General features: G+C 70.5%; 20 protein-coding genes. 5 read left to right on the top strand and 15 right to left on the bottom strand.

Annotation, left to right across the window (positions count from 1 at the left end; all coding sequences use genetic code 11):
- Positions 1–84 precede the first annotated feature (84 nt).
- From F9K34_RS00735 to F9K34_RS00725, 3 genes are read left to right on the top strand one after another with little or no spacing between them, the layout of a single operon-like run.
- Positions 85–930, top strand: a complete 846-nt coding sequence (locus tag F9K34_RS00735; RefSeq protein ID WP_291334549.1) for a DUF58 domain-containing protein — start codon at positions 85–87, stop codon at positions 928–930.
- Positions 930–3704: a DUF4159 domain-containing protein gene (locus F9K34_RS00730; protein ID WP_291334548.1), complete on the top strand. Its 2775-nt coding sequence runs from the start codon at positions 930–932 to the stop codon at positions 3702–3704. The genes F9K34_RS00735 and F9K34_RS00730 overlap by 1 nt, the downstream gene beginning before the upstream one ends.
- The gene (locus F9K34_RS00725) at positions 3701–5785 is read left to right on the top strand and encodes a hypothetical protein (protein WP_291334547.1); all 2085 of its coding nucleotides are present in this window, start codon (positions 3701–3703) and stop codon (positions 5783–5785) included. The genes F9K34_RS00730 and F9K34_RS00725 overlap by 4 nt, the downstream gene beginning before the upstream one ends.
- Positions 5786–5916: 131 nt before the next feature.
- On the opposite strand, the gene F9K34_RS00720 is transcribed toward F9K34_RS00725, so the two are convergent.
- The 3 genes from F9K34_RS00720 to F9K34_RS00710 form a co-directional block, all read right to left on the bottom strand.
- Positions 5917–6129, bottom strand: a complete 213-nt coding sequence (locus F9K34_RS00720; RefSeq protein ID WP_291334546.1) for a hypothetical protein — start codon at positions 6127–6129, stop codon at positions 5917–5919.
- Positions 6130–6281: 152 nt separating this feature from the next.
- A complete protein-coding gene (locus F9K34_RS00715) occupies positions 6282–6638 on the bottom strand; it encodes a hypothetical protein (RefSeq protein ID WP_291334545.1) in 357 nt (118 codons plus the stop codon).
- Between the two features lie 35 nt (positions 6639–6673).
- Positions 6674–7375 carry a DUF599 domain-containing protein gene (locus F9K34_RS00710; RefSeq protein WP_291334544.1) on the bottom strand — a complete coding sequence of 234 codons (702 nt, stop codon included), beginning with the start codon at positions 7373–7375 and terminating at the stop codon, positions 6674–6676.
- 114 nt (positions 7376–7489) lie between these two features.
- On the opposite strand from F9K34_RS00710, the gene F9K34_RS00705 reads away from it, so the two are divergent.
- A complete protein-coding gene (locus tag F9K34_RS00705; RefSeq protein WP_291334543.1) occupies positions 7490–8020 on the top strand; it encodes a cupin domain-containing protein in 531 nt (176 codons plus the stop codon).
- 6 nt (positions 8021–8026) lie between these two features.
- Here the strand turns inward: F9K34_RS00705 and F9K34_RS00700 are convergent, their stop codons facing one another.
- The 5 genes from F9K34_RS00700 to F9K34_RS00680 form a co-directional block, all read right to left on the bottom strand.
- Positions 8027–10051, bottom strand: a complete 2025-nt coding sequence (locus F9K34_RS00700; RefSeq protein ID WP_291334542.1) for a VWA domain-containing protein — start codon at positions 10049–10051, stop codon at positions 8027–8029.
- On the bottom strand, positions 10048–10587 hold the full coding sequence (locus tag F9K34_RS00695; protein WP_291334541.1) for an RNA polymerase sigma factor: 540 nt from the start codon (positions 10585–10587) through the stop codon (positions 10048–10050). Before F9K34_RS00695 ends, F9K34_RS00700 begins: the two co-directional genes overlap by 4 nt.
- A gap of 90 nt (positions 10588–10677) precedes the next feature.
- Positions 10678–11211, bottom strand: a complete 534-nt coding sequence (locus F9K34_RS00690) for a peptidoglycan-binding domain-containing protein (RefSeq protein WP_291334540.1) — start codon at positions 11209–11211, stop codon at positions 10678–10680.
- Between the two features lie 77 nt (positions 11212–11288).
- The gene (locus F9K34_RS00685) at positions 11289–12719 is read right to left on the bottom strand and encodes a PAS domain S-box protein (RefSeq protein ID WP_291334539.1); all 1431 of its coding nucleotides are present in this window, start codon (positions 12717–12719) and stop codon (positions 11289–11291) included.
- Positions 12720–12815: 96 nt separating this feature from the next.
- On the bottom strand, positions 12816–14294 hold the full coding sequence (locus tag F9K34_RS00680; protein ID WP_291334538.1) for an NAD-dependent succinate-semialdehyde dehydrogenase: 1479 nt from the start codon (positions 14292–14294) through the stop codon (positions 12816–12818).
- Between the two features lie 85 nt (positions 14295–14379).
- On the opposite strand from F9K34_RS00680, the gene F9K34_RS00675 reads away from it, so the two are divergent.
- A complete protein-coding gene (locus tag F9K34_RS00675; protein ID WP_291334537.1) occupies positions 14380–15168 on the top strand; it encodes an alpha/beta hydrolase in 789 nt (262 codons plus the stop codon).
- Positions 15169–15171: 3 nt separating this feature from the next.
- Here F9K34_RS00675 and F9K34_RS00670 read toward each other — a convergent pair whose 3' ends face one another.
- From F9K34_RS00670 to F9K34_RS00640, 7 genes are all read right to left on the bottom strand, one after another.
- Positions 15172–15918, bottom strand: coding sequence for a class I SAM-dependent methyltransferase (locus F9K34_RS00670; protein ID WP_291334536.1), 747 nt, complete (start codon positions 15916–15918; stop codon positions 15172–15174).
- On the bottom strand, positions 15911–16906 hold the full coding sequence (locus F9K34_RS00665) for a P1 family peptidase (protein WP_291334535.1): 996 nt from the start codon (positions 16904–16906) through the stop codon (positions 15911–15913). Before F9K34_RS00665 ends, F9K34_RS00670 begins: the two co-directional genes overlap by 8 nt.
- 61 nt (positions 16907–16967) lie before the next feature.
- Positions 16968–17708, bottom strand: a complete 741-nt coding sequence (locus F9K34_RS00660; protein WP_291334534.1) for an SDR family oxidoreductase — start codon at positions 17706–17708, stop codon at positions 16968–16970.
- A gap of 9 nt (positions 17709–17717) precedes the next feature.
- On the bottom strand, positions 17718–19178 hold the full coding sequence (locus F9K34_RS00655) for an aldehyde dehydrogenase family protein (RefSeq protein WP_291334533.1): 1461 nt from the start codon (positions 19176–19178) through the stop codon (positions 17718–17720).
- Positions 19162–20766, bottom strand: coding sequence for an ABC transporter ATP-binding protein (locus F9K34_RS00650; protein ID WP_291334532.1), 1605 nt, complete (start codon positions 20764–20766; stop codon positions 19162–19164). Before F9K34_RS00650 ends, F9K34_RS00655 begins: the two co-directional genes overlap by 17 nt.
- Complete coding sequence (locus tag F9K34_RS00645; RefSeq protein WP_291334531.1) at positions 20763–21575, bottom strand: ABC transporter permease; 813 nt, start codon at positions 21573–21575, stop codon at positions 20763–20765. Before F9K34_RS00645 ends, F9K34_RS00650 begins: the two co-directional genes overlap by 4 nt.
- Entirely contained in the window at positions 21572–22516 is a 945-nt protein-coding gene (locus F9K34_RS00640) for an ABC transporter permease (protein WP_291334530.1), read from the bottom strand. The genes F9K34_RS00645 and F9K34_RS00640 overlap by 4 nt, the downstream gene beginning before the upstream one ends.
- Positions 22517–22568: the final 52 nt, after the last annotated feature.

Below are 22568 nucleotides of genomic sequence, written 5' to 3'. Positions count from 1 at the left end.
CGCGAAGCTGATGGCCATGGTCCGGCACCAGGCCGACGCGCTGCACGGGCTCGGCGCGCGAGGCGACGCGCCGTGAGCGGAGACGTGAGCGAGCTCGTGCGCGGGCTGCCGCCGCTCCTGGCCGATGCGCGGCACCTGGCCGCGACGGTGCAGCTCGGCGAACACGGCCGGCGGCGCTCGGGCATGGGCGACGAATTCTGGCAGTATCGCGCGGCCCATGCCGGCGACGAGGCCCGCGCCATCGACTGGCGGCGCTCGGCGCGGGCGGATGTCCAGTTCGTGCGCGAGAAGGAGTGGCAGGCGGCGCAGTCGGTGCATCTCTGGCTCGATGACGCGCGGTCGATGGAATTCACCGGCGATCCGAAGCGGCAGGCCAAGGCCGACCGCGCCCGGCTCCTGGCGCTCTCGCTCGCCGTCCTTCTCATCCGCGCGGGAGAACGGGTGGGGCTTGCCGATGGCATCGCGCCGCCGCGGTCGGGCGAGGTGCAGCTCCTGAGGCTTTCGGAGGCCTTCACCCGGCCAGCGGGAGAAGCCGACTACGGCGAGCCGCAGGCCCGTGCGATGCTGACCGGGTCCCGCGCCGTGTTCCTTTCGGACTTCCTCGGCGATCCGGCCGGGGTGGAGGGTGCGCTGGCGCAGGCCGCGGACAAGGGCGTGACCGGGGTCCTGATGCAGGTGCTCGACCCGGTGGAGGAGGCGTTTCCCTTCGACGGCCGGACGATCTTCGAGAGCATGGGCGGCACGCTCACCCACGAGACGCGCAAGGCCGGCGACCTGCGCGACCGCTACCGTGCCCGGCTCGAAGAGCGCAAGGAACGGCTCCGCCATCTCGCGCGCACGGCGGGGTGGCTCTTCACCACGCATCACACCGGCGAGCCGGCGCAGGGCGCGCTTCTCTGGCTCTACGCCGCGCTGAGGAAGGGCGGCTGATGCTGATCCTCGGCCCCATCGGCTTCACTGCGCCGTGGCTCCTATGGGGTCTCGCGGCGCTGCCGGTGCTCTGGCTGCTCTTGCGCGCGATTCCGCCCGCGCCGATCCGCCGGCGGTTTCCCGGCGTGGCGCTTCTCCTCGGACTCGCCGACGAGGAGCAGGAGGCCGACCGGACGCCTTGGTGGCTCCTTCTCCTGCGCATGCTTGCCGCCGCCGCGGTCATTGCGGGCTTCGCGGGACCGGTCCTGAACCCGGAGGTCAAGGCCGCGGGGACGGGGCCGCTGCTCGTCGTCACCGACGGAAGCTGGGCCTCGGCGCGCGACTGGCCGAAGACGGCCGCCCGGATCGGGACGGCCGTCGAGGAGGCGGGCCGTGCGGGGCGCAGCGTGGCGGTGGTCGCGCTCACCGACGTGCCGCCCGGCGGGCCGGTCTTTGCTGCGGCCGATGCGGTTGCGCCGGGCCTTCCGGCGATCCAGCCGAAGGCGTGGGAAGCCGCGGAAGAGCAGAGCGCAAGGCTCGCGGCCGACCTGCCCGAGGGCGGGTTCGACACGCTCTGGCTTTCGGACGGGATCGCCCGCGCGGGCCGGGCGGAGCTCCTCGCCGCCCTCATGGCCCACGGCACCGTGACCGCCGTCGAGGCGCCGCGCGGCCCCCTGGCGCTCGGTCCGGCGGTCTACGACGGCGGCACGGTTTCGGCTGCCGTGCTCCGGGCGCGGACGGAAGGGGAGGGCGCGGCGGAAATCGTGGCGCGCGGGCTTGACCCCGCAGGGATCGAGCGCGAGCTTGCCCGGGCGGAAGCCTCCTTCGCCCCCGGCGAAGCGCGGGCAGTGACCAAATTCGACCTGCCGCCGGAACTCAGGAACCGCCTCACCCGCTTCGAGATCGCGGGCGAGCCAAGCGCGGGGGCGGTGACACTCGCCGACGACGCGCTGAAGCGGCGCAAGGTGGCGATCATCACCGGTGGCGCCGCGCGCGAGGGGCTGGAGCTTCTGGCCCCCGACCACTACCTGCGCCAGGCACTGGTACCGACGGCGGACGTGATCGAGGGCACCGTCGGCGATGTGCTTCTTGCCAGTCCCGACGTCATCATCCTTGCCGATGTCGCCAAGGTGGCGGAGGTGGAGCCCCTGACCGACTGGATCGAGGAGGGCGGGCTGCTTGCGCGGTTCGCCGGACCCCACCTCGCGGCCTCCGACGTGGGCCGCGATACGCTCGACCCCTTGCTTCCCGTGCGGCTGAGGTCCGGCGGTCGCTCCGTCGGCGGCACGATGAGCTGGGGGGAGCCGAAGGCGCTCGCGCCCTTCCCGGAAGGCTCGCCCTTCGCCGGACTTGTGCCCCCAGCCGACGTGTCGGTTTCCGCGCAGGTCCTGGCCGAGCCCGGGCCAGACCTCGCGGCCGCAACGATCGCCACGCTGGCGGACGGCACGCCGCTGGTCACCCGCCGCCAGATCGGTGACGGGCAGATCGTGCTGTTCCATGTCTCGGCCAACGCGGAATGGACGAGCCTGCCCCTTTCCGGGCTCTTCGTGCAAATGCTCGAGCGACTGGCGATCTCCTCCAACGCCGCGCGGCCCGGGGCGGGGGACCTCGCCGGCACGACCTGGACGGCGGAACGGGTGCTTGATGCCTACGGCGCGCTGGGAGAGGCGGCGGACCTGCCGGGCGTGCCCGGCGAACGGCTCATCGCGCCGCGTGTCGGACCGGACCTGCCGCCCGGCCTCTATGCCTCCGGCGACCGGCGGCTGGCGGTGAACGTGATCGCCGCCGACCGCGGGCTGGCGGCAGCCGAATGGCCCGCCGGGGTGGCGGTCGAGGGCCTCGTCGTCGCGCGCGAACAGCCGCTGAAAGGCTGGGTCCTGACCGCCGCGCTCGCGCTCCTCCTGGCCGACCTTGTGGCCTCGCTTTTCCTCGCGGGGCGCCTGCGGGGCGCGCGCGCCGGGCTCGCCGCGCTGGCGCTGGCGGTGCTCTTGCCGGGGATGAACCCGGGCGGGGCCCTGGCGCAGGATGGCACGGCCCTCGACGACAAGGTCCTGCGCGCAGCCGGAAACGTCGTCCTTGCCCATGTCCTCACCGGCGAGGCGGAGACAGACCGCGTCGCGGAAGCCGGGCTCTGGGGTCTGTCGGAGATCCTGTTCGCGCGCACCTCGGTCGAACCGACGGAACCGCAGGGCGTGAACCTCGAGACCGACGAGCTGTCGGTCTACACCTTCCTCTATTGGCCGGTGACCGCGGCCCAGCCCGCACCCTCGCCCGCCGCCTACGCGAAACTGAACCGCTACCTGCGGTCGGGCGGCCTCATCCTCTTCGACACGCGCGATGCCGACGTGGCCGGGTTCGGCACCGCGTCGCCCGAGGGACGCCGGCTGCAGGCACTGGCGGCCCCGCTCGACATCCCGCCGCTGGAGCCGATTCCGCAGGATCACGTGCTGACCCGCAGTTTCTACCTGATCCAGGATTTTCCCGGCCGCTTCGACGGCCGCGCCATCTGGGTGGAGGCGGCGCCCCCCGACGCGGAACTGGCCGAGGGGATGCCGTTCCGCAACCTCAACGACGGGGTGACGCCGGTCGTCATCGGCGGCAACGACTGGGCGCGGGCCTGGGCGGTGGACGAGTCCAACCGGCCGATGTTCCCGGTGGGACGCGGCCTTGGCGGCGAGCGGCAACGCGAGATTTCCTACCGTTTCGGCGTCAACCTCATCATGCATGTGCTGACCGGCAACTATAAGTCCGACCAGGTCCATGTGCCGGCGCTCCTCGAAAGGCTCGGCCAATGACGGGGCAGGTGATCTTCGACCCCCTCGTCCCCTGGCCGGTGCTCTGGACGCTCGGTGCCCTGGCACTCGCCTTCGTGATCTTCGCCCTATGGCGGCGATTTGCCGGCTGGTGGCTCAGGGCGCTCGCCGCGGCGGCACTCCTGGCCGCCGTCGCCCAGCCCTCGCTGCAACGCGAGGAGCGGCGGCCGCTCTCGGACATCGTCCTTCTCGTCATCGACGAAAGCGCGAGCCAGAAGATCGCCGACCGCCCCGACCAGACCGCCGCCGCCGTGGCCCGGATAGAGGCGGAGGTGGCCGCGCTGCCGAACACCGAGCTGCGCAAGATCACGGTGGAGGACGGCGCGAAGGACGCGGGCACCCTTGCCATGACGGTACTGTCGCAGGCGCTGGCCGAAGAACCGCGCGCGCGCGTCGCCGGGGCGATCCTCGTCAGCGACGGGCAGGTCCACGACCTCGGCCTCGCGCCGGCGCTGCCGGCGCCGCTCAACGTCCTCCTGACCGGGCACGCCGCCGACTGGGACCGGCGCCTCATGGTCACGACCGCGCCGGCGTTCGGCATCATCGGAGAGCCCATGACCCTCGCGCTCCGCATCGAGGAGCAGGGCGAGATGCCGGCCGCTGAGGCCGGGCGGCGGGTCAACCTCGCCATCTCGATCGACGGCGCGGAGCCGGAAACCCATGTCGTCCCGGTCGGCCAGGACCTCGAACTGCCGCTCACCCTCGATCATGGCGGACAGAACGTCGTCCAGCTGACCGTGGAGACGGCCGAGGGCGAGCTGACGGACCGCAACAACGTGGCCATCCTGCAGATCAACGGTGTGCGGGACCGGTTGCGCGTGCTCCTGGTCTCGGGCGAGCCCTACGCCGGCGAACGCACCTGGCGGAACCTGCTCAAGTCCGACAGCGCGGTGGACCTCGTCCATTTCACCATCCTCCGCCCGCCGGACAAGCAGGACGGCGTGCCGGTGTCGGAACTCTCGCTCATCGCCTTTCCGACGCGGGAGCTTTTCGTTGAGAAGATCGAGGAATTCGACCTCATCATCTTCGACCGCTATCGGCTGAGGGGCATCCTGCCGGCGGCCTACCTCGAGAACATCCGCGACTATGTGCTCGGCGGCGGGGCGGTTCTCGTCTCCGCCGGACCGGACTTCGCTTCGGCCGAGAGTCTCTATCATTCCGGGCTCGGCGAGGTCTTGCCGGCGCGACCGACCGCGCGGGTGGTCGAGGGAGCGTTCCTGCCGCGGGTCTCGAAACTCGGGGCGCGGCACCCCGTGACCGAGGGGCTGGAGGAATTCTCGCCGGACGGCGCCGCGGCGGGCGAGCCCGGCGCGCCGAAATGGGGCCGCTGGACCCGGTACGTGGAACTTGCCGAGGCGGCGGGGCAGGTGGTCATGGAAGGCCCCGACAAGGCGCCGCTCCTGGTCCTCAACCGCGCGGGCGAAGGCCGCGTGGCGCTTCTCGCCTCCGACCAGGCGTGGCTCTGGGCGCGGGGGTTCGAGGGCGGCGGGCCGCAACTCGAGCTGCTCCGCCGCCTCGCCCACTGGATGATGAAGGAGCCCGACCTTGAAGAGGAATCGCTGACCGCCACGGCGGAGGGCAATGTCCTCACGATCACTCGCCGGACGCTTGGCGAGGGCGGGCGCGAGGTGACGGTGACGGCGCCCGACGGCACCTCCACCCAGCTTGCCCTGAGGGAGCTGGGGCCCGGCCGCCACGAGGCGACCTATGCCGCCCCCGCGCTCGGCCTCTACCGCCTGTCGGACGGAGACCTGGAACGGGTCACCGCGATCGGCCCCGCCAGCCCGCGCGAGTTCGAGGCGGCGATTGCCTCGACCGTGCCGCTGGAACCGGTCGTCGGGCCGACGAATGGCGGCTTCACCCGGATCGAGGACGGACTGCCCGATGTGCGCGCGGTGCGCGAGGGGCGCCCGGCAACGGGGCGGGGATGGATTGGCATCACGCCGCGCAATGCCTATCAGACAACCGATATCCGGACCGCGGCCCTGCTTCCGCCCTGGGCGTTCCTGCTGATCGCGGCGGGGCTGACGCTGGCGGCTTGGCTGCGCGAGGGGCGCCGGTAGACGGTGTTGTGCGGAAGCAGGCGCGCCGCCCGGTCACACCTTGGCCCCCTGCGCCCCAGACCCATGCCCCAAGAACGAAGCGACGGCGCGGACCCGGGCCCGCGCCGTCTTTCTATCCGTCCGGCCGGGCCTCAGAGGGGCACGTTGTCCCAGAGGGCCTCGGCATCGTTGCAGAGCGTCAGGAGCCGGAGCTGCGCGCGGCGCTTCTCGGGTGTGGTCCGATCGGTTGCCGTTTCGCCGAAGGTCTGGCGCAGCTTGCCCTTCAACTCTTCCGCGCGATCCGGGTTCGCGAGCAGGTCATCAACAAACAGGTCAATCTCGTCACGACGTTGCGGCTGGCTCATCACATCCTCCCAGGGCGCTTCGCGCGTCTTTGAGCACGCAAATGTGGCGGTGACGTAACGGTAGCACGAGAAAAGCGATTCTCGCCACGGTGGAACACGGACAAAACCGCGCAACTGGGTCCGACGGCGGCAAGATGCCGAAAGTCGCGAAGTCAGCGGCGGAGATCCAATCGGATTGGCGACGCGACCCAGCCGTCGAGGGTGCAGCGCGGCCGAATCAGGACATGATCCACGTCCTCGTCGATGGCGATGCCGGAGAGACTGCGGGTGAAGGGCTGCTCGTCGACATGGGGGTGGGTGAGTTCGCGGTAGCCCAGCCGTGTGCCATCGGGAGCGAACACTTCCCAGCCGCTGGCATAGTGGTCCCATCCGCTGTCGGGGTGACGCAGGGTGACGGAGATCGTCCAGACGCCCGGGCCCGGAACCGCGGTGGCCGCGAGGACCTCCGGCGGGTCCGCCGCGGCGGGCGCGGCGAGGGCGAGGCTGAAGGCGAATGCGATGCGGAGCATTTTTTCACCATGCCATGTCCGGCCCGGTCCGGCGATCACTTTGGCGTGCCGTCCATCAGCACCCGACGCGAGATCGAGGCGAATTCGCGCCGCCAGAGTACGGCGAGCGTGACGGTGGTCGCCGCCGCAAGCGCGATCGGGCCAAGCATCCAGGCGAGCGCCGCCAGCGCGAAATAGACGGCCCGCAGGCCCCGGTTGAAGCTCCGCGCCGCCGAGATGTTGATCTGGGCGGCCTGCTCGGCACGAAGATAGGCGAACGGATCGTCCGCCTCGTTCGGCACGGCCGCCATGACGATGGCGCAGTAGCCGAAGAGCCGGTGCGCCCAGAGGAACTTGAGGAATGCATTGGTGAGAAAGAGAAGGATGACGATGATCTTCGCCTCGAGGACCGCGGCCGGTGCTGAGGCAAGTGTCAGGTCCTCGGCGAGGCCGAGGAGGCGCTCGGTATTGCCGATGAGCGCCACGCCGCCCCCGATGGCGATCATCGTTGCCGAGGCGAGGAAGCTCGTGCCCTGACGGAGGCTGTCCATCACCGAGGCGTCGAAGATCCGCGGCTGGCGGGTGACGAACTGGCGCATCCACTCGCGCCGGTAGCCGGTCATCAGTGCCGCGACGGAAGGCCGGCCTCGGGGCGGGTGCTCGACCAGGACGCCGAAGACGAGCCAGCCGAGAACGAGAAAGCCGAACGCGGCCAGGTCGGCGGTGGTCATGTGGCCGGTGGCGATGAGGTCTGTCATGGGCCGGAGCCTAGCGCGGCTTTCGCGCCGAGGGAATCCGCCGTCGCTGACTTCGCTCCGGAGTCGCACAGGACTTGCTACGATCTCTGGCGGAAGCAGCCCCGGAGGCACCAGATGACCGGAACGAAACGACCCGACTGCATCGCTCACTGGCGCGAAATCGAGGGTGCGGACGACGCGCACTACGAGGGGGATGACGAGCTTCTCGGCATTGGTACGGCATTCGGTCGGCACTTCGGCCTTGCCCGGATCGGCATCCACCACGAAAGGCTCCCGCCCGGCCGCCGGACCTCCTATCCCCACGCCGAGAGCGCCGAGGAGGAGTTCGTCTATGTCATTGCCGGTACGCCGGACGTCTGGCTCGACGGCCGCCTCCACCGGCTCGGCCCCGGCGATGCGGTCGGGTTCCCGGCCGGCACGGGGCAGTGCCACAGCTTCCTCAACAACAGCAACGCCGAGGTGCGCCTTCTCGTCGTGGGAGAGCGGCCGAAGCCCGAGAACCGCATCTTCTACCCCCGCAACCCGGAACAGAGGGCGCTGCGCGACGACTGGTGGGAGGACGTGCCGGAACGTCCGATGGGCGACCACGACGGGTTGACGGACGGGCTGCGCGCGCGGCGGGCGGGCCGGCGACCCGCCCGCTGAGGCCGATCAGCGCGCCAGGCTCTGCGCGAGCCGCATCAACGTCACCGCCTCGGCCCGGTAGCCGAAGGGATCCTCGCCCTTCGCCCCGGCGGCGAGCGTGATGGCTTCGGCCCAGCCCCAGTCCCCGAGGTATTTCGGTTCGCCCAGAAGCTGGCCCATGCCGGCGATGGCGGCGGCGAAGCGGGCGTCGGCATCGGCCTCTCCCGGTGTGGCGGGGATCGGCGTTTCGATCAGTCGCGATGTCGCCTCCCCCGGCGCCTTGTAGCGAAGCTTCAGATAGCCGAGTTCCGCTGCGTCGGCCGCTGCCGGCGCCTCGCCGTAGCGCAGGGGATCGGAGAGCCGCGCGGCCGAGCCGACGGGCGTGATCTCGTAGAGCGCCGTCACCTGATGGCCCGCGCCGATCTCGCCCGCGTCCACCCGGTCGTTGTTGAAGTCCTCGCGCGCGAGCGCCCGGGTCTCGTATCCGATCAGCCGATATTCGGCGACCGCGGCGGGGTTGAACTCCACCTGCACCTTCACGTCGTTGGCGATGGGGAAGAGCGCACCGGTCAACTGGTCCACGAGCACCTTCTGCGCCTCGGCGGCTGTGTCGATATAGGCTGCGGTGCCATTGCCGTTCTGCGCCAGCGCCTGCATCGTCGCATCGTCCAGGTTGCCCCGCCCGAAGCCGAGGACGGAGAGATAGATGCCGCTCTCGCGCTTCCCGGCAATGAAATCCTTCAGCCCCTCGGGGTCCGAGAGTCCGACGTTGAAATCGCCGTCCGTGGCCAGCAGGACCCGGCTGACCCGCCCCTCGCCGCCCATGTCCTCGGCGACCCGATAGGCCTGGGCCAGCCCCTCCTGCCCGGCGGTCGACCCCCCTGCTTCCAGCCGGTCGAGGGCACCGAGGATCGCGTTCCGATCGCTGGCCGCTGTGGGCTCCAGCACCAGGCCGGCGGACCCCGCATAGGTGGCGATTGCCACCCGGTCCTCTGGCCGCAGCTGACCGAGCAGGAGCCGGAAGGACTGCTTCAGGAGCGGCAGCTTGTTTGCATCCTCCATCGAGCCCGAAGTGTCGATGAGGAACACGAGGTTGAGTGGCGGGCGGTCCGCGACAGCCGGCATCCGGCCCTGCAGGCCGATCCGCAGAAGCTGAGTTCCTGCGTTCCACGGAGTCGGGAGGAGGCTGACCGAGGCGCGGAAGGGCGCCTCACCGGCCGTGGGTGCGGGGTAGTCGTAGGGGAAGTAGTTCACCATCTCCTCGATCCGCACCGCTTCCTTGGGCGGCAGCGCGCCTGCGGCGAGGGACGAGCGCAGGACCGACCACGATGCCGTGTCGGTGTCGACCGAGAAGGTGGAGACGGGCGCCTCCGCCGCGATCTTCAGCGGGTTCGCGGCGGCGTTTGCGAATGCTTCGGTGTCGGGCGCGGGTGCGATGTATGTGGCCTCCGGTGCGACAATGCCCAAAGCTCCGGCCACGTCGTTGGCCATGCTGTCGGTTAGGGCACCCGCCTTCTGCCGCGCCTGCGCGACGGACGGTGCCGGTTCGGCCACCGAGGCTTCGGCGCCCGGAGCCCCGGTCGGCGCGGCCTGCAGCGCGGCCGAGGCTTCGGGTACGGAGGGGGGCGCAGGCGCGGGCACCGCGTCGGCCTCCGTCTCGCCTTCGGCCTTGCGAAGCTCGGTGAGGGGTGCCTCGGCCGGCGCGACGGGAAGGTTCGCGGGCTTTTCCGCGACGGCCTCGGGCCGTGGCGCAGGCAGGTCCGGGGCCCGTCTAAGCTCGGGATAGAGCGCCAGCGCGAGGCCGATCACGGCGACGGAGGCAGTGGCGGCGAGCGCGGCGCGGGGGGAAAGGTGGGCAAGCATCCGGCGAACTCCTGTCAGGAACCCCGCCCCTTCCGGGCGGTCTGACATGGGACGCGCGGCTGCCGCGGATTCTTGGTGCCGGTCGAAGGTTTCCATTGCACGCCGCAACGCGGCCGCCTTCGCCCCCGGGTCCGGCGCGGGGGGCGCGGCCTTCAGGCCGTCGCGGAGCCGGTCGAGTTCATCGCTCATAGCATCCCCTCCGCCCGCGCCATCTCGCGCAGGCGTTTCTTCACCTCGCTCATGCGCCACGCCACGGTGCCTTCGGAGACGCCCAAAACCTCCGCCGCGTCCCTCTGGCTCAGGTCTTCCCCGAGGGTCAGCGCGACGGTGTCCCGGAGTTCCGGCGACAGCCGCGTCATCGCTGTGGTCAGCCAGTCCTGAGCCGCGGCCGCCTCGGCGATCCCGGCCCGCCGGTTCACCTCCCAGTCCCCCCAGCCGTCCGCAGCCCTGGCGCGGGTGGCTGCGCGGCGGCGGCGGTCATGGGCGGCGTTGACCGTGACGCGGTAGACCCAGGTGGTGAAGCGCGCCTCGCCCCGCCAGGACCCGAGCTTTGCGGGAAGGGCGAGGCAGATGTCCTGGGTGAGGTCCTCGGCCTCGGCACGGGTGCCGGTGAGCCGGAACGAGAGCCCGAATATGCGCTCGTAATGCCGCTCGAGAAGCACCGCGAAGGCGTCGCGGTCTCCTCCTGCGGCGGCACTGGCCAGAGCCTCGTCCGGGGTTTGCATGCGCATGACGAAACTCTGACGCGAGCCGGGGGTCAATCCTTGGGCGATGATCAAATGAGGGGGCCCAGGCCCCCTCCGGCGTCCGTGGGATCAGCCGAGGATCGCGTCATAGAACTCGTGCGCGCCACCCATCGAGTCGAGTTGCGCGGTGCCGGTGGAATCGCCGGCGATGGCCATGATCGCGCGATAGGTCATCGGACCGAAGGCGCCGTCGAGGCCGCCGTGGTAGTAACCCGCGTTGGCCAGCCGCGACTGGATCGCCCGGCGCTGGGTGGGGCTGTAGCTGTTGAATGCCCGGGCGGCGGGTGTGGCATAGATGCCCGACGGCGCCGAAGGCTGGTAGCGCGGCGTCCCGTAGGAATCCTGGTAGCGCGTCTCGGAGCGTTCCTGGTAACGCGGCTGGTAGTAGCCCGGCCCAGCCTGGATCGGTGCGCGGGCGACGGGCGCGGCCTGCCGGCGCTTGTTCTCGTTCATGATGAGCGTGCCGATCACGCCGGCGGCGACAATCGCGGCCAGCGCGTTCTGTTCCTTTTCGCCCCAGGCAAAGGCAGGGGCCGGCATGGCAAGGCCGAGTGAGAGGGCGGCAATGGCGGCGGTGGCAGTCTTGCGGACGTTGGGCAGCATGTCGTGTCCCCGTGTTGCGGTGGGTCGATGCCCGCAACATGCGATAGGACCGTTCGCTAGGCAAAATCGGTGGCGCGCTAGGCGATAACATCCGCCTCGACGGCGGGCCAGCCGCCGGGCCCGGTCTCGGACGGCGCGGCGCCGGCGGCCGCGAAGAACTTCCCGGGAAGAACGATGCGCCAGCGCACGCCCGACCGGTCGAAGCGGTAATCGGCCGAGGTTTCCAGGAGCGTTCCCGACAGGTTGGTCAGGAGGGTGTGGCCGAAGCCGCGTCCGGCGGGTGCCGCGTCGAACGCGGGTCCGTCCTCCTGCCATTCGAAGGCGAGTCCCACCCCGTCGGGGCCATCCTCCAGCGCCCATGCGATGCGCACGCGGCCCTCGTCGGTGGCAAGCGCGCCGTGCTTCAGCGCGTTGGTCCCGAGCTCGTGCAGGGCCATGCCGATGACCTTGACCGCCTGCGGCCGGATGTCGATCTCCGGCCCCGCGATCTCGATCCGGTCGCTTCCGGCAATATCGAAGAGCGCGGTCTGAGACCGGACCAGCGCGGCGAGAGGCACAGCCGTCCAGTTTCCCGCGGTCAGGAAGTCCGTCGAGGTGGCGAGCGACTTAATGCGCTCGCCGAAGCGGAGGTTGAAATCCTCGAGACTCGTGCTCGCGGCCGCCGTGCGCCGGTGCAGCGCCGCGATCACGGTCAGCATGTTCTTCGAGCGATGCACGATCTCTTCCGCAACCATGCGGCGCGACTGCTCGTGGCGGCGCCATTCGGTAATGTCGCGGTGGATGTTCGAGACGGCGACGAGTTGTCCGGCCGCATCGAAAACCGGCGCCGCACTGACCCAGATCTGGCGCTCCCGGCCCGACTTGGTGCGGCGCACCACCTCGAAACTCTTGAGTGCGCCCGAAACGATCTCGTCGCGGTATTCGCCGATCCGCTTCGGCCAGCCAGCGGGATAGATGATCTCGAGCGACCGGCCGATCACCTCCTCGGCCCGGTACCCGTAGAGCCGTTCTGCCGCCGGGTTCCAGGTCATGATGTTGCCGTCGAGGTCGTAGCTGAGGATCGCGTCGTTCGAGGAGGCCACGAGTGCCGAGAAGAGCGCGGCGTTGACCCGTGCCGCGCGGGCCTGCATGCCGTCGAGCGCCCGGCGGGTCACGTTGCGGTGGGCGACCACGGCAAGGGGCCCCTTGGGGTCATCGAGGCGCCTGGCAAGAAGCTCGAACCAGCGCCGCTCGGTCGGGCTGTGGCAGGGGTATTCGTGGCGGAACTCCACGCCTTCCCGGATCACCCGACGAAGGCCATGAGCCACCGCAATCGAATCCTCGCTCTCGGCGGGGCAGACGTCGAAGTAGTTACGCCCGACATACCCGTCGGGTTCGCCGCCGTTGTCCGAACTGAACTGTCGCCAGGCCGCATTGGCGGCGACGATGACCCCCTGGCTGTCGACGATGGCGATCTGGTCTTCCAGGCTGTCGAACACCTGCCGGAAGTCACCGAAAGCGGCGGCCATTGTGACGCGACCCCTGCATGAAACGGCCCCGCAATGGGCTGCGGGGCCAGCGCTCGGCAGGACGATAGCGGCGGCCGGAACACCCGTAAAGCGCGATCAGACCGACAGACAGATATACTTCATCTCCAGATAGTCCTCGACCCCGTGGTGGCTGCCTTCGCGGCCAAGGCCGGACTGCTTCACGCCGCCGAAGGGCGCGACCTCGGTCGAGATGAGGCCGGTGTTCACGCCCACCATCCCGTATTCCAGCCCCTCCTGGACGCGGGTGATGCGTCCGATGTCGCGCGCGTAGAAGTAGGAGGCAAGGCCGAAGATCGTGTTGTTGGCAAGCCGGATGACCTCCTCCTCGGTCTCGAACTTGAAGAGCGGAGCGAGGGGGCCGAAGGTTTCCTCGGTCGAGACCTTCATCTCGGAGGTGATGCCGGTGACGACCGTGGGCTCGAAGAACGTGCCGCCGAGCGCGTGGCGCTTGCCGCCGGTGACGATGTGCCCGCCACCGGCGAGCGCGTCGGCAATGTGTTCCTCGACCTTCTCGACGGCGGCCTCGTTTATCAGCGGGCCGGTGGTCACGCCGTCCTTCAGCCCGTCCCCGACATTGAGCTTCCGGACCGCCGCGGCGAGCTTCTCCGCGAAGGCGTCATAGACGCCGGCCTGGACATAGATGCGGTTCGCGCAGACGCAGGTCTGGCCGTTGTTGCGGAACTTGGAGATCATCGCGCCCTCGACAGCGGCGTCGAGATCGGCGTCGTCGAAGACGATGAAGGGCGCGTTGCCGCCAAGCTCCATCGAGCATTTCATCACCTGATCCGCCGCCTGGCGCAAGAGGATACGGCCGACCTCGGTCGAGCCGGTGAAGGTGAGTTTCCGCACGATCGGGTTTTCGCAGAATTCCTTGCCGATGGCGGAGGACTTCGTCGAGGTGACGACCGAGAAGAGGCCGGCCGGTACGCCCGCGCGTTCGGCCAGAAGGGCCATGGCGAGCGCCGAGAGCGGCGTTTCGGCCGCAGGCCGCGCGACAAAGCCGCAGCCCACGGCCAACGCCGGCGCCACCTTCCGCGCGATCATCGCGTTGGGGAAGTTCCACGGCGTGATCGACGCCGCGACCCCGATCGGCTGCTTGATAACGGTGATGCGCTTGTCGCGCTGGTGGCCGGGGATCGTCTCGCCGTAGATGCGCTTGGCTTCCTCGGCGAACCATTCGACGAAGGAAGCGCCGTAAAGCACCTCGCCCTTCGCCTCGGGCAGGGGCTTGCCCATCTCGGCCGTCAGGATCGCGCCGAGGTCGTCGGCGTTCTCGACCATAAGGTCAAACCACTTGCGCAGGACTGCGGAGCGTTCCTTGCCGGTGCGCGCCGCCCATTCGTGGCGCGCCTTGTCCGCCGCCTCGATGGCGCGCGCGGTTTCGGCGCGGCCCAAGTCCGGCACGGTGCAGATCACGTCGCCGCGCGCGGGGTTGGTCACCGGGAAGGTGGCGCCGTCGTCGGCGTTGACCCATTGCCCGGCGACATAGGCCTGCGTTACCAAAAGCGATGGATCCTTCAGCCGGGACCTGAGGTCTGTGACGGAATCGAGCATGGGAACCCCCTCGTGTTTCATAATTTGATCAAATGCCCGAAGCGCGACTCGTTGTCCAGCCGGGCGGCTGACCGGGATTGCGCCCATGAGATATGACGATGCCTACCGGAATGCAAAATACATTCAGGGTGGCGATGCGTTCCCGCTGCGCTGGGCGGCGGCCTCGGAGGCGTTTCGCGCCGCGCTTGGGGTCCGGGCGCGGCTGGGCCTGCGCTACGGTCCTGCACCGGCGGAATGGTTCGACCTCTTCCTGCCCGGGGCGGCGTCCCAAGGGCTCATGGTCTTCGTCCACGGTGGCTACTGGATGGCCTTTGGCCCGCGCGACTTCTCGCACCTCGCGGCGGGCGCGCTCGACCGGAGTTGGGCGGTGGCGATGCCCGCCTACACGCTTGCGCCCGCGGCGCGGATCGGCGGCATGACCCGCCAGATCGCGGCGGCGGTGGCGGCGGCGGCCGAGGAGGTGGCGGGGCCGATGGTCTTGACCGGCCACTCTGCCGGCGGCCACCTCTCCGCCCGGCTGGCCTGCGCGGATGCGGCCATGCCCGGCACGGTGCTCTGCCGCCTCGCGCGCATCGTCCCGATCTCGCCCCTCGCGGACCTCCGTCCGCTGCGCGAGACCGAGATGAATGCGACACTCGCGCTCGACACGGCCGAGGCGCGGGCCGAAAGCCCCGCGCTCCTGCCGCGCCGGCCTGGCTTGCCTGTCCACGTCTGGGTGGGCGGGGATGAACGGCCCGCCTTCCTCGACCAGGCGAGACGGCTCGGAAATGCCTGGGCCTGTCCGGTGACGGTGGAGCCGGGGCGGCACCATTTCGACGTGATCGAGGGGCTGGAAGCGCCGGAAAGCCCGCTCGTGGAGGCGCTTCTCGGCTGAAAGTCACGCAAGGCGGCCAAGCGGGATGAATTCGGGGCTGCCTTCGGTCAGGGGCGCGCCGGTCCAGTCGCCCATCCAGCGGTCCACCCGGAGCCCGGCCGCGGAAATCGCGCCCGCAAGGGCGTCGAACGCCGGAAACGCGATCCGAGAGGTGCCACCAAGGTGCCGGCCGTCGGCTTCGACCCGGTAGTGGGTCTCGTAGGTGACGACGCCGGAAGCCTCGTCCCAGGCGGCATCGTCCCATGCGGCGACAGGGCCGAGGACCGGGTCGTCGATCCGGCGCAACGACGGGCCGGGTCTCCAGTCCTCCCATTCCCGCACGGCGGGGTTCCGGCTGTCGAAGACGAAGCGGCCACCGGGCGCAAGGTGGAGGGCGATCGTCGCAAGGCCGGCGGCGCGGTCCCCGGGCGAAAGCAGCGTCTGGAACGCGTGGCCCGTCATCACGATCAGGTCGAAACGCTCGCCCAGACGCAGCGACCGGGCGTCCGCCTCGACCCAGCGCACCTCTTCCGCCCCGGGCTTGGCTCGCGCGAGATCGAGCATCGCGCCCGCCGGATCGACTGCCGTTACCGCCGCGCCATGCTCGGAGACGATGCGGATCGCAAGCTCCCCGGTGCCGCAGCCGAGGTCGAGCACCCGGCGCCGGCCGGCCGCTAAGCCGAGGCAGAAGGCCCGGTCCGCCGTCCATCCGTTGTCGCGGTCGTAGAACCGTGCCAGCGCCGGGTCCGCATAGAGCCGGTCCTCAGCCATCCCCGAACCGCGTGCGCCAAGTGGGCATGAAGTCGCCCGGCCGCGCTGCCGCCTCGTAGACCGCGCGGGCGATGGCGCGGGCGAGACAGCATGCGGCCGCGTGACCGAGGACGAACGGATCGGCGACGGGATCGGGCAGGGACCTTGCCCCGGTCGCCGCCGCGAAGACGAGGTCGCCGTCGAAGGGCGTGTGCGAGGGCACGATGGCACGCGCCATTCCGTCATGGGCCGCCGTCGCCAGCCGCTGCGCCTCGGCCTGCGAGAGCCGCGCGTCCGTGGCGACGATGGCGATGGTCGTCGCCTCGCCGAGACGCTTGGCCGGCACGGGCTCCCCCGCCGCCGGGAAAGTGGCCGGCAGGCCGAGGCCCCCGAACTCACCGTCAAGCTCCCAGGGGGCCGCCCAGAACTCGCGCCCACCGCCGACCGTGACCGAGCCGAGTGCGTTGACCGCGACGAGCGCACCCACCGTCAGCCCGTTCGCCAGCACCGCAGATGCCGATCCGAGCCCGCCCTTCAGTCCATGTGTCGCGGCCCCGGTGCCGGCCCCGGCGGTGCCGAGCGCGAAGTCCTCGCCAGCCGCCGCAAGCGCCGTGCGGCCGAGCCGTCGATAGGGGTTCTCCACCCAGTCCTTCGCGCCGCCGTTCAAGAGGTCGAAGAGGATCGCCGCCGGCACGATCGGCACCCGCTGGTCGCCCACCGCGAAGCCTCGCCCTGCCGCCCGGAGCGAATCGGCGACACCGGAGGCCGCGTCCAGCCCGAGCGCGGAACCCCCCGAGAGGACCAGCGCATCGACCTCCTGGACCAGCCGGTCGGGGGCGAGCAGGTCTGTCTCCCGCGTCCCCGGCGCACCACCCATCACGTGGACGGCGGCGGTGAAGGGCCGCTCTCCCGCCAGCACCGTGACGCCGGTCCTGACGCGATGGTCCTCGGCATTGCCGACCCTGAGGCCCGCGACATCGGTGATCAGGTTTCTCGGTCCCGGCCGCATCTGTCATCCTTCTGCGTTGCGGAAACACCTCGGGGGCCGGGGGGCTGGCCCCGGCTCGCCTTCATATGCAGCGCCCGCCATCCACCTCGAGCGCGACCCCGGTGATCATCGACGCCTCGTCCGAGCAGAGGAAGCAGGCGGCATTGCCCATGTCCTCGGGCGTGGAGAAGCGGCCGATGGGGATCGTGGCGAGGAACTTCGCCCGCATCTCCGGCGTATCCTCGCCCATGAAGCTCTTCAAGAGCGGCGTCTCGCCGGCAACCGGGCAGATCGCGTTCACGCGGATGCCCGCGGGCGCGAGTTCCACCGCCATCGCCTTCGTCGCGGTGATCATCCAGCCCTTGGACGCATTGTACCAGTTGAGCCGTGGGCGGGGGGAAAGGCCGGCGGTCGAGGCGACGTTGAGGATCGCGCCGCTTCCGGCCCGCTTCATCATCGGCACGAGAGCCCGCGCGGTCAGGTAGACCGACTTGCAGTTGACCGCGAGGACCCGGTCGAAATCGGCCTCGCTTACGTCCTCGAGGGGCGCGGGCAGGTGCGTCACTCCGGCGTTGTTCACCAGGATGTCGATGCTGCCGAAGGCCGCCGCCGCCTCGGCCGCCATCCGGGCGATGCTCTCGCCGCTGGCGACGTCCACCTGCTGCGCGATGCCGCCGATCCCGGCCGCCACCTCTTTCGCGGCCGACTCGTTGATGTCCGCCAGCATCACCCGCGCGCCCTCGGCCGCGAACTTCCGCGCGATGCCGGCGCCAAAACCCGATCCCGCACCGGTGACGACGGCGGACTTGTCCCTGAGCCGCATCGGTCCTCCCTAGCCGTGCCGCGCCGCGACGGTCTTGAGGACGGAGAAGCCGTAGAGCGCCTCGAAGCCCTTTTCCCGTCCGTGGCCGGACCTGCCGACGCCGCCGAAGGGTAGCTCCACGCCCCCGCCCGCGCCGTAGTTGTTAAGGAAAACCTGCCCCGCGCGGAGCCTCTTCGCAAGCCGCATCTGGCGCGCGCCGCTGTCCGTCCAGACCGAGGCAACGAGACCGTACTGGGTGCCGTTGGCGATCGCCACCGCCTCGTCCTCGTCCGCGAACGGGATGACCACCTGCGCCGGGCCGAAGATCTCGTCCTGTGCCAGCGGATGATCGGGGGCGGGGCCGGCGACGAGCATGGGCGCAACGTAGTGGCCGCCGGCCGGCGCGTCCGCGACGATGCTGCCGCGCGCGGCCACGCTGGCTTCCGGCGCCGTGGCAAGGAACCCTTCCACCACGGCCTTCTGCCGCGCCGAGATCAGCGGCCCGAGCTCGAGGTCGGCCATCGCGGGCCCGACCCTCAGCGCGCGGTAGCGGTCCGCCATGCGCGCAACGACCTCGTCGTAGCGGCTGCGTTCGACGAGGATTCGCGACGAGGCCGAGCAGGTCTGGCCGGCATTCTGGATGCCGGCGTTCACGAGGAAGGGGAGAGCCGCGTCGAGGTCGGCGTCCGCGAAGACGACCTGCGGCGACTTGCCGCCGAGTTCCAGGGTGACCGGCACCACATTCGCGGCCGCCGCCGCCTGGATCATACGGCCCACCGCGACCGAGCCCGTGAAGCTGAGGTGATGGACCCCCGGATGCGAGGCAAGGGCCGAGCCCGCCTCCTCCCCCAGCCCCGTCACGACATTGAGCGCGCCCGGCGGCAGGCCGGCCTCCGTCGCGATCCGGGCGAAGGCGAGCGCGGTGAGCGAGGCCTCCTCGGCCGGCTTGAGGACGCAGGCGTTGCCCATGGCGAGGGCTGCCCCGACCGAACGGCCGACGATCTGCATCGGGTAGTTCCACGGCACGATGTGGCCGGTGACCCCGTGCGGTTCGCGCAGGGTGTAGACGGTGTAGCCGTCGAGGTAGGGGATCGTCTCGCCCATGACCTTGTCGGCCGCGCCGCCGTAGAATTCCATGTAGCGGGCAAGGGCGACCGCATCCGCCTTCGCCTGCTTCAGCGGCTTGCCTACGTCGGCAGCCTCCAGCCGGGCAAGGTCGTCGGCGCGGGCGAGCACCATCCGGCCGATCCGGGCAAGGATGCGGCCGCGCTCGGTGGCCGTCGTCCGCCCCCAATCGCCCCACCGCGCCGCGTCGGCGGCGGCGACGGCTGCGTCGATGTCTCCGGTTGTTCCCCGCCCGAGCGCGCCGATCCCCGCCCCCGTCGAGGGGTCCTCGATCGGCAGCGTCTGCGAGGCCGGGCGCCAGGTCCCGCCGATCAGCATTTCGGCCGGATCGAACCAGAGGCCCGGGATCTCAGTCGGCAGCGGCATGGGCTGGCTCCTTCCAGTCTTCGGGGATCGTGGGTGTCGCGGCGAGCAGCGCCTGCGTGTAGGGATCCCGGGGGTGGGCAAAGACCGCCTCGGTCGGCCCTTCCTCAACGATGCGGCCCTTCCGCATGACGAGCACACGGTCGGTGACCCGGCGCACGACAGAAAGGTCATGGCTGACGAAGAGATAGGCGAGCCCGTGGCTTTCCTGAAGCGCCGCGAGCAGGTCGAGGACCTGCGCCCGGACCCGGACGTCGAGCGCGGAGACCGCCTCGTCGAGCACGATGAGGTCGGGCCGGATGATCAACGCGCGGGCGATGGCGATGCGCTGGCGCTGGCCGCCGGAGAACTCGTGGATGTACTTGCCCATATCGGCGGCGGAAAGCCCGACCTCTTCCAGCGCCGCGGCCACGCGGTCTCGCGCGTCGCGCGGCGTGCCGGCCAGGTGGAAGGGTTCGGCCACAAGCCGTCCGACACGGTGGCGGGGGTTGAAGCTGCCATAGGGGTCCTGGAACACGGCCTGGATGCGCGCGCGGAGCGCGCGGGGCATCGTGTGACCCGCCGTCACCGCCTGTCCGGCGAGTCGGATCGCCCCCTCCTCGAGCGGGTCGAGGCCGAGGATCGCACGGGCCAGCGTGGACTTGCCGCAGCCGGATTCGCCCACCGGGCCGACGCTTTCGCCGGGACGGATGGCCAGGCTCACCCCGTCCACGGCCCGGAGCCGGCGATGCGGCGCAAAGGCCGAGGGCCGGGGAAGGAGATACTCGCGCACCGCATGCTCGACGGAAAGCAGCGATCCCGCGCGGGTCTGCGGGCGGCGGACCGGCCGGTGTTCGGACGCGGCGAAAAGACGGCGGGTGTAGTCATGTGCCCGGGTGCGGAAGAGCGTCTCGGTCGGGCCCGTTTCGACGATGCGTCCCGCCTTCATGACGGCGACGTGTCCCGCCATGCCCGCGACCACCGCGAGATCGTGGGTGATGAGCATAAGCGCCATGCCCTCGTCGCGGGTCAGGCCCTTCAGCAGGTCGAGGATCTGCGCCTGCGTCGTCACGTCGAGCGCGGTTGTCGGCTCGTCGGCGATGAGCAGCCGGGGGCGCAGCGCGATGGCCATGGCGATGGCGACGCGCTGGCGCTGGCCGCCCGACAACTCGTGCGGGTAAAGCGAAAGCGGGAAGCGGTCGTCGGGAAGGCCGACGCGCGCAAGCTTGTCGCGCGCGGCGTCCCGCGCCTCGGCCCGGCTTGCCGCACGGTGGACGAGAAGCGTCTCTGCGACCTGGTCGCCGATGGTCTTCATCGGGTTCAGCGCCGTCATCGGCTCCTGGAAGATCATGCCGATCTCCTTGCCCCGGATCCCGGCCAGCGCATGTTCGGACTGGGCGAGGAGATCCCGGCCGCCGAACTCCGCCCGGCCGGAGACCGAGGCGCCGTGCGGCAGGAGACCCATGAGCGCCAGTGCCATCATCGACTTGCCGGACCCGCTTTCGCCGACGAGGCCGAAGGTGCCGCCCTCAGCCAGATCGAGCGAGACGCCGGACAGGATCGGCGCGCCAAGGATCGAAACGGACAGGCCGCGGACGGAAAGGAGACTCATGCGGCGCGCCTTGAGCGAGGGTCGAGGTGATCCCGCAGCCCGTCGCCGAGGAGGTTGAGCCCGAGGACGGTCAGCACGATGGCAAGGCCGGGGAAGATCGCGACATGGGGGGCGAGCGTCACCATCGTCTGCGCCTCGGCCAGCATCCGTCCCCACGATGGCGTCGGAGGCTGCGCCCCGAGACCGACGTAGGAAAGCCCCGCTTCCGCGAGGATGCCCAGCGAGAACTGGATCGTTCCCTGGACGATCAGCAGGTTGAGGACGTTGGGCAGGATGTGTTCGATCGAGATGCGGACCCGCCCCTTGCCGGCGACTTCCGCCGCGCGGATGAAGTCGAGCGTCCAGAGGCTGAGCGCGCCGCCGCGTGTCACGCGGGCGAAGACGGGGATGTTGAAGATGCCAATGGCGATGATCGCGTTCGTCGCCGACGGCCCGAAGACCGCGGTGATGAGGATGGCGATGACGAGCGAGGGGAAGGCGAAGACGAGGTCGTTGCCGCGCATCACCACCTCGTCCGCAAGGCTCCCCCGCGTGGCGGCGGCGAGCAGTCCCAGCGGGACGCCCGCGCCGATGCCGATGCCCACCGCCACCAGGGCGACGGCGATGGAGGTCTTCGCCCCTGCCATCAGCAGCGAGGCGATGTCGCGGCCGAAGTGGTCGGTGCCGAGCCAGTGGGCGTCCGAGGGCGGCCGCAGCTTCTCGGCGATGGCGAGCGTGGCGGTATCGTAGGGCGTCCAGACCAGCGAGAGGAGCGCCGCCGCAAGCGCCGCGAGCGTCAGCGCGAGACCGAGCGCGAACGAGACCCTCATGCCCGCTTCCTCAGCCGGGGGTCGATTGCCGCATAGGCGAGATCGACGAGGAAGGTCATGAGGATCACCGCGAACACGAGGATCATCACCACGGATTCCACCACGATCAGGTCGCGCTGGGTGATCGCCTGGAAGATCAGCCGCCCGAGGCCCGGCAGATTGAAGACGTTCTCGATGATGATCGCGCCTGCAAGGAGAAAGGAGAACTGCATGCCCATGATCGTGAGGACCGGGATCATCGCGTTGCGCAAGGCATGGCGCAGCATCGTCTGGCCCACCGTAAGGCCCTTCGCGCGGGCGGTGCGGATATAGTCCTGCCCGAGCGTCTCGATCAGCGCCGACCGCAGGACGCGGGCAAGGATGGCGGCCTGTGGCAAGGCAAGCGCCACGGCCGGAAGTGTCAACGCCCTGATGCCCGCCAGCGGGTCGCCCCATCCCGGGAAGCCGCCGGCCGGGAAAAGCTGCCAGTGCAGTGCGAAGGCGAGGACGAGGAGCATGGCGAACCAGAAATTCGGCAGCGCGATGCCGATCTGCGTCGCCCCCATCACCGCCGCATCCGCCGATCGTCCCCGGCGCGCGGCGGCCAGGAGCCCCGCCGGGAAGGCGATCAGCACGGCCATCAGGAGGGCATAGAGGGCGAGCGGCAGCGAGACGGCGAGCCGCTGGGCCACGAGGTCCGCCACCGGTACCTTGTAGGTGTAGGACTGGCCGAAATCGCCCGTTGCCATGCCGGCGATCCAATGGAGGTAGCGAAGCGGCAGGGCTTCGTTCAGGCCGAGACGGTGGCGCAGCGCGGCCACCGTGTCCGCGCTCGCGTTCAGTCCGAGCATGTAGGAAGCCGGGTCGCCCGGAACGATCTCGATCACGGCGAAGATGACGAGGCTCGCCGCTACAAGGCTGAGGGCGAGCGAGACGAGACGTCCGAGGAGATAGCGCAGCATGCCGGGCCCCTTCCTGGCGCCGAGGCTAGGGCGAAGGGGCGCGGCGGTCCAG

Origin of the sequence: Albidovulum sp. (genome assembly GCF_008933605.1) — a bacterium.
GTDB lineage: Bacteria > Pseudomonadota > Alphaproteobacteria > Rhodobacterales > Rhodobacteraceae > Albidovulum.
This window is presented reverse-complemented; position numbering and strand designations above follow the sequence as displayed.